This is a genomic window from Nocardioides dongkuii (assembly GCF_014127485.1).
Classification (GTDB): domain Bacteria; phylum Actinomycetota; class Actinomycetes; order Propionibacteriales; family Nocardioidaceae; genus Nocardioides; species Nocardioides dongkuii.
The window spans coordinates 2,406,688-2,419,378 of the sequence record NZ_CP059903.1; the positions used below are offsets into that span (position 1 = coordinate 2,406,688).

The following is a 12,691-nucleotide window of genomic DNA, read 5'->3' on the forward strand; positions in this document are numbered from 1 at the left end:
ACGCCAATACTAGAACACGTTCTCGTTTTGGTCGAGAACGGGGCGTCGCCGCGCACGGCGACGGGGCCGGCCCCCTGACGACGCGCTCGTGCGCGTCGTCAGGGACCCGGCCCCGTGGCATTCCGTCAGGAGTTCGCGGCGGCCTTGTCCTGCTCGGCCTTGAGCATCAGCGCGATGTCGATGAGCTGGTCCTCCTGGCCGCCGATCAGCTTGCGGCGGCCGGCCTCGAGCAGGATCTTCGCGCCGGGGACGCCGTAGCGGTCCGCGGCGTTGCCGGCGTGCTTGAGGAACGAGGAGTAGACCCCGGCGTACCCCATCATCAGCGTCATCCGGTCGAGCTGGCACTCCTCCGGCATCGCCGGCTTGATGACGTCCTCGGAGGCGTCCACGATCTGGAGGAAGTCCACGCCGGTCGTCCAGCCGAGCTTGTCGCACACGCCGATGAACGCCTCGAGCGGCGTGTTGCCGGCGCCCGCGCCGAAGCGGCGCACGGAGCCGTCGATCTGGGTGGCGCCCGCGCGGGCGGCGATGACGGTGTTGGCCACGCCGAGGCCGAGGTTCTCGTGGCCGTGGAAGCCGACGTCGGCCTGCGAGCCGATCTCGGCGACCACCGCGGAGACCCGGTCGGCGGTCTGCTCCATCACGAGCGCGCCGGCCGAGTCGACGACGTACACGCACTGACAGCCGGCGTCGACCATGATCCGGGCCTGCTTCGCCAGCACCTCGGGGGGCTGGGTGTGGCTCATCATCAGGAACCCGACGGTCTCCAGCCCGAGCTCGCGGGCCAGCCCGAAGTGCTGGATCGAGACGTCGGCCTCGGTGCAGTGCGTGGCGACCCGGCAGATCTGGCCGCCGTTGTCCTGGGCGGCCCGGATGTCGTCCTTGGTGCCGAGGCCCGGCAGCATCAGGAAGGCGATCTTGGCCCGCTTCGCGGTCTCGGCCGCGATCCGGATCAGCTCCTGCTCCGGGGTCCGGGAGAAGCCGTAGTTGAACGAGGACCCGCCGAGGCCGTCGCCGTGGGTCACCTCGATCACCGGGATGCCCGAGGTGTCCAGCGCCTCGACGATGTCGTGGACCTCCTGGGCGGTGAACTGGTGCCGCTTGTGGTGCGACCCGTCGCGCAGGCAGGTGTCGGTGAGCCGCAGGTCGAGCTTCCCCCACGGCTCCTCGCCGTGGGTGCCGGACCAGGTGCGGGCCAGGGTGTCCCGGCTGTCGGTGGTGGTGCTCATGCGGGGCTCCCGATGATCGAGCGGGCGATGCTCTCGCCCACCTGGGTGGCGGCGGCGGTCATGATGTCGAGGTTGCCGGCGTACGGCGGCAGGAAGTCACCGGCGCCCTCGACCTCGACGAAGATGCTCACCTTGACCTGTCCCTGGGTGGCGTCCGAGGGCTCGTCGATCTGCGGCTCCTGGAGCAGCCGGTAGCCGGGGACGTACTCCTGCACCGCCTTCTCCATCGCCACGACCGAGGCGACGACGGCGTCGCGGTCGGACTCCGGCGGGATCGCGCAGTAGATCGTGTCGCGCATGATCATCGGCGGCTCGGCGGGGTTGAGGATGATGATCGCCTTGCCCCGCTCGGCCCCGCCGATGGTCCGGACACCGGCGGACGTCGTCCGGGTGAACTCGTCGATGTTGGCGCGGGTGCCGGGACCGGCGGACATCGAGGACACCGACGCCACGATCTCGGCGTACGACACCGTCGCGGCGCGCGAGACCGCGGCCACCATCGGGATCGTCGCCTGGCCACCGCAGGTGATCATGTTGACGTTCATCGCGCCCACGTGCTCCTCGCCGTTGACCGGCGGGATCACCGCGGGGCCGACCGCGGCCGGCGTGAGGTCGACCGCGCGGATGCCGGCCTCCTGGTAGCGCGGCGCGTACTCGCGGTGCACGTACGCCGAGGTCGCCTCGAAGATCAGGTCGGGCAGGACGTCCTGCTTGAGCAGCCAGTCCACGCCCTCGTGGGAGGCCTCGAGCCCCTTCTCGGACGCGAGCCGGAGGCCCTCGGACGCGGGGTCGACCCCGATCATCCAGCGCGGCTCGATCACGTCCGAGCGCAGCAGCTTGTACATCAGGTCGGTGCCGATGTTGCCCGGCCCCACGATGGCAGCGGTCAGTCTCTGGCTCACGCCTTCTCCTCGAACTCGACGGTGAGCGGCGCGAAGCCGCTGATGGTGGCCTCGACCCGGTCCCCCGGGGCGAACGGCACGAACGGGCCCAGGGCCCCGGACAGGATCAGGTGGCCGGCGCGCAGCGGGTCGCCGAAGCGGCGGGCCTGGACGGCCAGCCAGCGCAGCGCCTCCAGGGGGTCGCCGAGGCAGGCGGCGCCGGTGCCGGCGGAGCGCTCCTCGCCGTTGATGCTCAGCGACATCGTCACCTCGCGCGGCTCGAGGTCGTCGAGCGAGCGGCCGTCGCGGCCGACGACGAACAGCCCGCTGGAGGCGTTGTCGGCGACGGTGTCGGTGAACCCGATGTCCCAGTCGGCGATGCGGGAGTCGACGATCTCCAGCGCCGGCAGGGCGACGTCCACGGCGGCGCGGACGACGTCGAGGGTGATGTCGTCCTGGTCGATGTCGCGCCCCAGGACGAACGCGACCTCGGCCTCGACCCGCGGCTGGACCAGGGTGCGCATGGAGATCGGGTGCTGGTCGCTGACGTCCATGTCGCTGAGCAGGTAGCCGAAGTCGGGCTGGTCGACGCCGAGCTGGCGCTGCACGGCCTCGGAGGTGGCGCCGATCTTGCGGCCCACCACCGTCACGCCGCCGGCGAGGCGCGCCTCGACCAGGCCGCGCTGCACGGCGTACGCCGCGGCGAGGTCGTCGGTGCCGATCAGGTCGCGCACGGCGGCGCAGGGCACGCGGGTCGTCTGGGCCTCGCTCAGCCGCCTGACGGCTGCCTCGACGGCGGCCTCCGCAGCATGGTGTTCGGTCACGGGAGCAAGAGTAGAACCTGTTACAGTTTCGCGCCATGACGGGTCGTACGGGAGCTCCTGGAAGCGGGCCTTTGCCCACCGAGGTGGACGTGGTCGTGGTCGGGGCCGGTGCGGCCGGGATGTCGGCGGCGCTCGCTGCTGCGGACCGGGGCCTGGACACGGTCTTGCTGGAGAAGAGCGCCTACTTCGGCGGCTCGACCGCGCGCAGCGGCGGCGGGGTCTGGATCCCGGGCAACTACGCCCTCAAGGCGGTCGGCCAGGACGACGCGCTCGAGAACGCCAAGCTCTACCTCGACTCCATCGTGGGCGACGTCGTGCCGAAGGTGCGGCGCGACACCTACATCGACCGCGGCGCCGAGGTGATGGACTTCATCAAGGCCCGCACCCCGGTCCGGTTCACCTGGGTCCCCGACTACGCCGACTACCACCCCGAGCGGCCCGGCGGCCGCGCCAAGGGCCGCACCGTCGAGCCGATCCCGCTGGACGCGCGGTTCCTCGGCGAGGAGCTCGAGCGGCTGCACCCGGCGTACACGAAGGCGCCGGCGAACATGATCGTGACCCAGGCCGACTTCCGGAAGATGAGCCTCGGGATGCGCACCATCCGCGGCCCGCTCACGATCATGAAGGTCACCATCCGGCGGATGGTCAGCCTGATGCGGCGCCAGCGGATGTACGCGATGGGCAACGCGATCGCGATCGGGCTGCGCCAGGGCCTGCGGGACGCGGGCGTGCCGGTCCACTACGAGGCCGACCTGCAGGACCTGGTGATCGAGGACGGCCGGGTGGTCGGCGTCCGCGTGCGCCGCGACGGCGCCGAGGTCGTCGTCCGGGCGCGCCGCGGCGTGGTCCTCGGCAGCGGCGGCTTCGAGCGCAACACCGAGCTCCGCGAGAAGCACCTCCCCCAGCCGACGTCGGCCGACTGGACGACGGGCTCGCAGTTCAACACCGGCGGCGGGCTGCTCGCCGGCGTCGCCGCGGGCGCCGAGTCCGGCCTGATGGACGACGCCTGGTGGGGCCCGACGATCCCGCTCCCGGGCCGCCCGTGGTTCTGCCTGGCCGAGCGCAACCTGCCCGGCTCGATCATCGTCAACCAGGCCGGCGAGCGGTTCATGAACGAGGCGCTGCCCTACGTCGAGGCGGTGCACGAGATCTACCGCGGCGAGGCCACCGGCGTCGGCCACGTGCCGTCGTGGATGGTCATCGACCAGCGCTACCGCAACCGCTACGTCTTCGCCGGGCTGATGCCGCGGCAGCCGTTCCCCGGCCGGTGGTTCAAGGAGGGCATCGTGCGCAAGGGCGCCACCCTCGCCGACCTCGCCGCCGAGATCGACGTCCCGGTCGAGAGCCTCACGCGCACCGTCGAGCGGTTCAACGGCTTCGCCCGCACCGGCGTCGACGCCGACTTCCACCGCGGCGAGAGCGCCTACGACAAGTACTACTCCGACCCCACGGTCAAGCCGAACCCGTCGCTGCACACGATCGACGAGGGCCCGTTCTACGCCGTCAAGATCGTCCCGGGCGACCTCGGCACCAAGGGCGGCCTGGTCACCGACGAGCGCGCCCGGGTGCTGCGCCCCGACGGGTCCGTGATCACCGGGCTCTACGCCTCCGGCAACGTCTCGTCCTCGGTCATGGGTCACACCTACCCCGGCCCGGGCGGCACGATCGGCCCCGCCCTCGTCTTCGGCTACCTCGCCGCCGAGGACATCGCCCAGCACACCGCCCCGCACTCGAACGTCTCGGAGACCGCCTGATGCCCATCGATCCCACGGTCGCGATCGGCGCCGACCTCGGCAGCCGCGAGTTCTCCTGGCAGGAGAGCGACGTCCTGCTCTACCACCTCGGCATCGGCGCGACCGACCTGTCCTGGACCCTCGAGGGGCCCGACCTGCAGGTGCTCCCGTCGTTCGGCGTGGTCGCGCCGACCTTCCACGACACCGACCCGCCGCCGCTCGACCTCCCGGGCTGCGACATCGACCTCGCCCAGGTCGTGCACGGCTCGCAGTCGATCAGCGTCACCGGCCCGCTGCCCACCTCCGGCACCGCGCAGGTGTCGACGCGGATCAGCGACATCTGGGACAAGGGCAAGGCGGCGGTGATCTGGCAGGAGGCCGTCGCCACGTCGCCCGAGGGCGCGGAGCTGTGGACCACCCGCTCCTCGATCTTCGTCAAGGGCGAGGGCGGCTGGGGCGGCGACCGCGGGTCCTCGACACCCGTCACCCCGCCCGACCGCGCGCCCGACGCCGACACGGCGTACGACGTGCTCCCGCAGCAGGCGCTGCTCTACCGGCTCTGCGGCGACCGCAACCCGCTGCACGCCGACCCGGACTTCGCGGCCCGGGCCGGCTTCCCCGCGCCGATCCTGCACGGCCTGTGCTCCTACGGGATCGTGCTGCGCACGCTCACCGAGCAGCTGCTCGACGGTGACGCCGCCGCGGTCTCCGGCTTCGCGGCGAAGTTCGCCGGCGTGGTCTTCCCCGGCGAGACGATCCGCGTGCAGGGCTGGCGCGAGGACGGCCGCGTCCTCGGCTCGGCCACCGTCGCCGGCGGCGAGCGCGACGGCGCGCCCGTCCTCGCCGACGTCGTGCTGAGCACCGCCGGCTGACCGACGCCCGTCGGCCCCGCTCAACCTCGCGCACCCGGCGTGCGTAGAGAGGGGTGAGGGCGACAGGCGGCGGAGAGGCAGCGATGACAGGGTCCCGGGACCGGGAGTTCGAGGAGTTCGTGCAGGCGGCGTGGCCGCGGCTGCGGCGCGCGGCGTACCTGCTCACCCACGACACCCATGACGCCGAGGACGTCCTCCAGTCCGCGCTCACCCGCAGCTACGCGCACTGGCACCGGGTCGAGCGCGACGGCGCGTACTCCTACGTCCACCGCGCCCTGGTCAACGCCTACATCGACTCGACCCGTCGCCGTCGGGCGGTCCCCGTGGCCGACGCGCCCGATCGACCGGGCGGCACCGACCACGGCGGCGCCCTGGAGGACCGCAGCGAGCTGCTCGACCTGCTCGCCCCGCTGTCCCCCCGCGAGCGCTCGATCATCGTCTGGCGCTACTACCTCGACACCCCGGAGAAGGAGGTCGCGGACCGGCTCGGGATCGCGCCCGGGACGGTGCGCAGCACCGCCTCCCGCGCCCTCGCCCGCGTGCGCGACGCCGGCGCGGCCTCGACCCACCCGAGAGGACACGACTCGTGAACGACACCGACACCGACCGCCGGATGTTCGAGCTCGTCGCGGCCGAGCCGGACGCCGTCGGACCGCCGGACGTCTCGGCGATCACCCGCCGCGCTCGGCGGCACGTCGTCCGGCGGCGCGCCGCCGCCGGCCTCGGGGTCCTCGCCGTCGCCGCGACCGTGGTGGTCGGCGTCGCCGTGCAGCAGGACGACGTGGAGCGCGGCCGCGAGGCACCGCCCGTGTCCAGCCCGTCGCCGACGGCCACCGCGTCCCCGACCGCCACGCCGGCCCGGCCCGAGCCGGGATCCGTGCGCCTCCCCGGCGGCGTGCGGCTCACCGGCGAGTACGAGCAGGGCGAGGTCGTCGGCGAGGTGGTCGACCTCGGTCGGCTCGGCGACCACGAGGAGGTGCTGTACGCCGCCCGGGGCTCGCTCGACCTGAGCGACCCCGGGGCCAGCACGACGTACGTCGCGGCCGGCGTCCGGGTCGACGACCGGATCCTGCGCACGATGCCCGTGGCCTGGCCGGGCCAGGCGGGCGACGAGCCCGACCAGGCCACCCTGTACGACGGCCACCGCATCGACATGTACGGGTTCCGCGACCCCTACTACCGGCTCTTCGGCCTCGCCCGGGGACAAGTGGCACCGACGATCGAGCTCCCCGACGGGCGGTCCCGGGCCACGACCCTCGCCAGCACGGAGGTGCTCCCCGGCTGGACGGTCTTCGTCGACGAGGGCCCATGGGACCCGGCCTGGGACGCGCTGCAGGCGGTGCCCGCGGTGCTCGACCTCGGTGACGGCCGGGAGCTCGACGTGCGGGAACGCACCTGGACCGGGTGAGTGTCGGGCTCCCTCAGCCGGCCCTCACCCGGCCGCTCCCGCTGGTTGTGTGGTTGATCGGTTCAACCAGGTTCAACCGATCAACCACACAACGCCGCAGGCGCCCCTCGGGGGTTCGGCCGACGTCCGAGGCCGGTGCTAACGTCCGTGGTCGCGGGCGGCGTCATCTCGACCCTGTCCGCGAGAGGTTCGAACGGCCTGGCCTTATCCGGTCTCCCCGGCTCGCCGTACGTCCCTCGGTCGATCGGCGTCAGGGCAAGGACGCCAAGACCGCCCCCCGCGGGCGGGTCTCCCCTGCCTGCGCCGATCACGTACGAGGAGAAACCCGTTGACCAGCAGCCCAGGGTCCCAGGGGGCGGCGACCAGCACGGTCGACCCCAACCACGCCAGCCGGTGGATCATCCTGGCCATCGTCGGCGTCGCGCAGCTGATGGTGGTGCTCGACGGCACCATCGTGAACATCGCGCTCCCGTCTGCGCAGGCCGACCTGCACTTCGATGACGGCAGCCGGCAGTGGGTCGTGACGGCGTACGCGCTCGCCTTCGGCTCCCTGCTGCTCCTCGGCGGGCGGCTCGGCGACCTGTTCGGGCGCAAGCAGATGTTCGTCGTGGGGCTCTTCGGGTTCGCCGTCGCCTCCGCCCTCGGCGGGGCCGCCTCGACCTTCGAGCTGCTCGTCGTGGCCCGAGCCGGGCAGGGGCTCTTCGGCGCCCTGCTGGCGCCGGCCGCCCTGGCGATCCTCTCGGTCACGTTCAGCGACCCGGCCGAGCGGGGCAAGGCGTTCGGGATCTTCGGCGCCCTCGCCGGTGTCGGTGCCGGCATCGGCCTGCTGCTCGGCGGCGTGCTCACCGAGTGGCTCTCCTGGCGCTGGTGCCTCTACGTCAACCTCGCGTTCGCCGTCCCGGCCGCGCTCGTGGCGATCCGGGTGATCCGCACGCACGACCGGCAGCACGAGGCTGCGGCGCAGGCGCACGGCCGCAGCATCGACTGGCCCGGCGTGGCCACCGCCACCCTCGGCCTGTTCGCGCTGGTCTTCGGCTTCTCCTCCGCCGAGGCGCGCGGCTGGGGCTCCCCCGTCACCCTCGTGTCGCTGGTGGCGGCGCCGCTGCTGCTGCTCGCCTTCGTCCTGGTCGAGCGCCGCGTCCGCCAGCCGCTGCTGCCCCTGCACGTGGTCTGGAACGCGACCCGGGGCGGGTCGTACTTCGCGATCGCGGTCCTGGGCATCGCGATGTTCGGCGTCTTCCTGTTCGTGACCTACTTCTTCCAGCAGAACCTCGGCTACTCGCCGATCCGGGCGGGCTTCGCCTTCATGCCCCTCAACGTGACGATCATGATCGTCTCCGGGGTGAGCTCCGGGATGCTGCTGCCGAGGCTCGGCCCCCGCACCCTGATCGTCTCCGGGCTCGCGCTGGCGGCCCTGGGCATGGTGGTGCTGGCCCAGATCGACACCGGCTCGGGGTACGTCGCCGTGCTGCCGTCACTCGTCCTGGTCGGCATCGGCGCCGGCTTCCTGTTCACGACCACCTTCGCGACCGCCACCCTCGGCGTGGACTGGCAGGACATGGGCGTCGCCTCGGCCATGCTGAACACCGCCCAGCAGGTCGGCGGCTCGGTCGGGACCGCGCTGCTCTCCACGTTCTTCGCCAACGCGGTCACCGACTACGCCACCGAGAACCCGGGCCCCCGGGTGCTGGTGGAGGCCACCATCCACGGCTACACCACGGTGTTCTGGTGGGCCGCTGCGATCACCGCCGTCGGGGCCGTCGTCGCCTTCGTGCTGATGCGGTCGAGCAGCGCCCAGCTCGCCGAGGCCGAGCAGTCGGCGGGGCCGGGGCTGCCCGCGCACTGACTGGGGGCTAGCTCGCCCTCGTGGTGCGCGGGTCGAGGCCGTACTGGCGTGGGACGCCGAGATGGTCGCGCAGGGTGGTGCCGGCGTAGTCGTGGGGGTACAGCCCGCGGTCCTGGAGGATCGGGACGACCTCGTCGACGAAGGTGTCGACGTCGGTCTCGTTGACGTCGGGCGACACCCAGAAGCCGTCGACGGCCTCGGCCTCGAACCACTCCTGCAGGTGGTCCGCCACGACCGTGGCCGGCCCGACGGGTGTGGGGTGGTAGTCGATGATGCCGTGGGCCAGGATCTCAGCGAGGGTCCAGCCCTCGCGTGCGATCTCGAGGGCCTTCGCCGATCTCGGGTCGACGGGGCTGGCGCGCGCCGCGGTCAGCTGGGCCGGGGTGAGCGGCGCGTCCAGCTGGCTGGCATCGAGCGACAGCCCGAGCATGGTTCCCAGGTAGGGGACGCGGCTCGGGAAGAGGTCCCGGTTCAGGGCGGCACGACGGGCCAGCGCGTCCGGGACGGTGCGGCCCAGGGCCGGCATGACGCCTGCGAAGTACTTGACCTCGTCGGGGTCGCGGCCCGCCTGACGTGCCGCTCCTCGGGCGGCCTCACGTTGGGCGCGGGCGTCGTCGATGGTGAAGGCGGCGCCGATGACCCCGCTGGCGTAGCGTCCCGCGATGGTCAGTCCGTACTCGCCTCCGCCGGCGGAGAAGATGACCGGCTGCCCTTGCTCGGACGGCGGGATCGGCAGCGGGCCGCGGGAGGCGACGTACCTGCCCTGCAGGTTGACGGGCTGGACCTTCGAGCTGTCGACGAAGGCGCCCGTCGCGGCGTCCTTCACCCAGGCATCCTCCTGCCAGCTGCCCCACAGGGCCTGGACGACCTGGATGGTCTCGTGGGCGCGTCCGTAGCGTGCTGGTCGGTCGGCGATCTCCTGGCCGAAGTTGGCGGCGGCCGCCGGGTCGCTGGTCGTGACGGCGTTCCACCCGGCGCGGCCATGGCTCATCACGTCGAGGGTCTTGAACTGCCGAGCGGTGTTGTACGGCTCGTTGAACGTCGTCGAGCCGGTGGCGACGAGCCCGATGCGTTCCGTGGAGCGGGCGATGGCGGCGAGCGTGAGCATCGGGTCGAGGGTGGCCTGGGGCACCTGGCGGTCCAGGTCCCGGGTCATCGCCAGCGAGTCGGGAAGGAACAGGAAGGCGAACTTCCCGCGCTCGGCTGCCTGGGCGTACCGCACCTGGGCGTCGAAGCTCGTGTAGTTGCCCGGGTCGACGCCGGGCGCCCGCCAGGCCAGGGCCTGGGAGCCGTAGCCGGTTCCCAGGTGCATGCCGAGGATCATCGTGCGACGGGTCATGGGAGTCCTTGTCGAGACGTGGGGATGCTCAGAACGCGCGTCCGGCCACGTCCGGGCGATGCGACGCGGCCAGCAGCTCGCGCAGGCGCTGAGCGGGGAGCGGGGCGCCCGGGTCGGCGAGCCAGTCCCGAGCGAAGAGCTCGGGATCGGCGACGTAGATCGTCGTGTACGCGCCCGACTCGGGCTCGAACCGCCACGACTCGGCCAGGCTGCCGGCGTCGACGGGGTCGAAGCCGAGGGTGTCGATGAGGGCGCACACCGCACGCTTCGCGTCGACGTCGTCACCGGCGACGGCGAGACCCGAGCGGTCGGGAGCCCCCGCCGGCCGCGCGAGCGCGGGGATGTGATGGGCGACGATGTTGTTGAACGCCTTGACGAGCACGGCTCCGGGCAGGAGCGACTCCTCGTACTCGGCCGTGGTCATGGCGCCGGAGTCGAGGACCTCGATCCGGCCGTCGCGCGAGGGGTAGTAGTTGCCCGTCGAGAGGACCGTCCGCCCGGCGAGCGCCTCGACCGGGAGAGCCTCGTACGCCGTCAGCGGCACCGCGACGACGACCAGCTCGCCGAACGTGGCCGCCTCGGCGGCCTCGCCGGCGCGCGCGCCGGCACCGAGCTCGCCGACGAGCTCGGCCAGCGACTCGGGACCGCGGGAGTTCGCCAGCAGGACCTCGTGCCCCGCGGCCACCGCGAGGCGCGCGATCGCAGCGCCGATCGCGCCGCTCCCGATGATGCCGAGCTTCGTCATGTCGTCTCTTCCTTCGGTCAGCGCCACGCGTCCATGGTGAAACATTCACACCAGTGTGAAGGTCAAACCGACGCGGGTGCACCTAGGGGGTGGACGAGCGCTCCCGCTCGGTGTTGCGGTCCATCGCTTCGAGGTAGCGGTCGAGCGCGTCGCGATTGTGCTCGAGGAACGCGACGCGCTCGGTCATGCGGTCGCGCTCACGCACGAGGAGCTCGCGCAGCTCGGGGTCCGGATCCACGACGACGATCTCTGTCGACTCGCCGAGGCAGGGAAGCATGTCGCCGATGATCCGGGTCGGGATCCCGGAGTCGAGCAGGCCGCGCACCTTCATGACGCGGTCGACCAGGTACTCGTCGTACTCGCGGTAGCCGTTGTCGAGGCGTCGAGGTGAGATCAGGCCTTGTTCCTCGTAGTAGCGAAGCATCCGCGCGGGGACGCCGGTGCGCTGTGCCAGCTCGCCGATCCGCACCTGCGCCTCCTGTCGGTCAGCATCACATCCATGTCAACGTTATCTCGCGCGGAGATGGGGCGCGTGATCGGGCGTCGCGGGGCGGAACGCTCCTCGGCACGGCGGGATTGCGCCCGCACGGCGGCATGGGCCGTCGCGCGTCAGCCCTCCGGCAGGTCGGCGAAGGCCTGCTTCATGTCGCGGTACCAGCCCAGCGACTTCTTGGGGTGCCGCCAGCGGCCCTTCATCGCGTCGCGGGCCTCCTGGTGGGTCGCGTCGCCGGCCTTCTCGGCGTCCTTGAGGTGCTGGTCCTGGGCGGCGATCACGTCGTCAGCGGTCTCCCCACGGTGCGCGAGCTCGCAGGGTCCGCCGAGCTGGCGGCAGGTCATGGTCTTCATGGTGCCCTCCTCCGGGTGTGGCTTCTCTGGGTTCATGGTGCTGACGAATGGGGCGGGCCGGGTGTGACCGGCGTCAGCCGCGCGGCCGGCCGCCGTCCCGGCGTACCACCTGCGCGAGGACGTCGGGCGCGGCGCGGAACGTGATCGCGCGAACCAGCCCGTCGCCGACGCTGAAGTCGAAGACGACCCGCGCCTCGCCGAGGTGGAACCAGGCGGTGGCCGGCCGGTCGCCGACGAAGACCGGGAGCGCCGCCTGGGCGCTGCCGTTGAAGAACGTCGCCACCTCGTCGCGGCCCTCGATCTGCCGAGGGGTGCCGGCGGCGATCGCGGCGTCGTCCGCGGACACCACGGCGTCCGGCGCCAGCAGGCGCAGCAGCCGGTCGAAGTCGCCGTTCCTGGCTGCCGCCATGAAGGCGTCGACCACCTCCCAGTCCGCCAGCCGGTCCTCCGGCACGGGCTGGGCGACCTTCGCCCGGGCCCGCGAGGCGAGCTTGCGGGCCGCGGCCGGGGTGGTGTCGAGGACGGCCGCGATGGTGGGGAACTCGAAGCCGAAGCTGTCGTGGAGCACGAAGGCCACCCGCTCCCGCGGGGAGAGCCGGTCGAGCACCACGTGCAGCGCGAGACCGACGGTGTCGGCGAGCGCGACGTCGTCGGCCGGGTCCGGGACCGTGTCCCCCGGCCCGAGCTCCTCGACCTCCTCGACGGGCACCGGCGTACGGGACCGCAGCCGGTCCAGGCACAGCCGGGTGGTCACCGTGGTGAGCCAAGCCGGGAGGCTCTCGATCTCGGCGTCCGTGCCGTGCAGGCGCAGCCACGCCTGCTGCACGACGTCCTCCGCCTCCGCCCGGTCACCGAGCACCCGGCCGGCGATCGCCACCAGGCGTGGCCGCTCGGCCTCGAAGTCCTCCGTCTGTCCCACGCCGGTCACCCTCCCACTCGCTCCGTCGTCCTGCTGACGTTCGAGGCGG

Annotated in this window: 13 protein-coding genes; 5 read left to right on the forward strand and 8 right to left on the reverse strand. The window is 72.5% G+C overall.

The features are described 5' to 3' along the window. Positions 1–125: 125 nt before the first annotated feature. Genes dmpG through H4O22_RS11625 form a run of 3 tightly spaced genes read right to left on the reverse strand, consistent with a single transcriptional unit; the run spans position 126 to position 2,934 of the window. Positions 126–1,229, reverse strand: a complete 1,104-nt coding sequence (dmpG, locus tag H4O22_RS11615; protein WP_182523569.1) for a 4-hydroxy-2-oxovalerate aldolase — start codon at positions 1,227–1,229, stop codon at positions 126–128. Beyond that, on the reverse strand, positions 1,226–2,131 hold the full coding sequence (locus tag H4O22_RS11620; protein ID WP_182523570.1) for an acetaldehyde dehydrogenase (acetylating): 906 nt from the start codon (positions 2,129–2,131) through the stop codon (positions 1,226–1,228). The genes dmpG and H4O22_RS11620 overlap by 4 nt, the downstream gene beginning before the upstream one ends. Continuing rightward, positions 2,128–2,934, reverse strand: coding sequence for a 2-keto-4-pentenoate hydratase (locus tag H4O22_RS11625; protein WP_182523571.1), 807 nt, complete (start codon positions 2,932–2,934; stop codon positions 2,128–2,130). Before H4O22_RS11625 ends, H4O22_RS11620 begins: the two co-directional genes overlap by 4 nt. A gap of 71 nt (positions 2,935–3,005) precedes the next feature. On the opposite strand from H4O22_RS11625, the gene kstD reads away from it, so the two are divergent. The 5 genes from kstD (at position 3,006) to H4O22_RS11650 (ending at position 8,793) form a co-directional block, all read left to right on the forward strand. Next, positions 3,006–4,688, forward strand: coding sequence for a 3-oxosteroid 1-dehydrogenase (gene kstD / locus H4O22_RS11630; RefSeq protein WP_244962935.1), 1,683 nt, complete (start codon positions 3,006–3,008; stop codon positions 4,686–4,688). After that, complete coding sequence (locus H4O22_RS11635; RefSeq protein ID WP_182523573.1) at positions 4,688–5,539, forward strand: MaoC family dehydratase; 852 nt, start codon at positions 4,688–4,690, stop codon at positions 5,537–5,539. Before kstD ends, H4O22_RS11635 begins: the two co-directional genes overlap by 1 nt. An 83-nt stretch (positions 5,540–5,622) precedes the next feature. Beyond that, on the forward strand, positions 5,623–6,129 hold the full coding sequence (locus H4O22_RS11640; protein ID WP_182523574.1) for a SigE family RNA polymerase sigma factor: 507 nt from the start codon (positions 5,623–5,625) through the stop codon (positions 6,127–6,129). Beyond that, on the forward strand, positions 6,126–6,947 hold the full coding sequence (locus tag H4O22_RS11645; protein ID WP_182523575.1) for a hypothetical protein: 822 nt from the start codon (positions 6,126–6,128) through the stop codon (positions 6,945–6,947). The genes H4O22_RS11640 and H4O22_RS11645 overlap by 4 nt, the downstream gene beginning before the upstream one ends. Positions 6,948–7,275: 328 nt before the next feature. Then, a complete protein-coding gene (locus H4O22_RS11650) occupies positions 7,276–8,793 on the forward strand; it encodes an MFS transporter (protein ID WP_220451147.1) in 1,518 nt (505 codons plus the stop codon). Positions 8,794–8,800: 7 nt separating this feature from the next. Here the strand turns inward: H4O22_RS11650 and H4O22_RS11655 are convergent, their stop codons facing one another. The 5 genes from H4O22_RS11655 to H4O22_RS11675 all read right to left on the reverse strand — a co-directional run bounded on the left by H4O22_RS11655 (position 8,801) and on the right by H4O22_RS11675 (position 12,642). Further along, positions 8,801–10,132, reverse strand: a complete 1,332-nt coding sequence (locus tag H4O22_RS11655) for an NtaA/DmoA family FMN-dependent monooxygenase (RefSeq protein WP_182523576.1) — start codon at positions 10,130–10,132, stop codon at positions 8,801–8,803. A 28-nt stretch (positions 10,133–10,160) separates the two neighbouring features. Continuing rightward, a complete protein-coding gene (locus tag H4O22_RS11660; RefSeq protein ID WP_182523577.1) occupies positions 10,161–10,877 on the reverse strand; it encodes an NADPH-dependent F420 reductase in 717 nt (238 codons plus the stop codon). 82 nt (positions 10,878–10,959) lie between these two features. Next, positions 10,960–11,346: a MerR family transcriptional regulator gene (locus tag H4O22_RS11665; RefSeq protein WP_182523578.1), complete on the reverse strand. Its 387-nt coding sequence runs from the start codon at positions 11,344–11,346 to the stop codon at positions 10,960–10,962. 140 nt (positions 11,347–11,486) lie between these two features. Then, on the reverse strand, positions 11,487–11,723 hold the full coding sequence (locus H4O22_RS11670) for a hypothetical protein (RefSeq protein ID WP_182523579.1): 237 nt from the start codon (positions 11,721–11,723) through the stop codon (positions 11,487–11,489). A 73-nt stretch (positions 11,724–11,796) separates the two neighbouring features. Then, entirely contained in the window at positions 11,797–12,642 is an 846-nt protein-coding gene (locus H4O22_RS11675) for a sigma-70 family RNA polymerase sigma factor (protein WP_182523580.1), read from the reverse strand. Positions 12,643–12,691 lie beyond the last annotated feature (49 nt).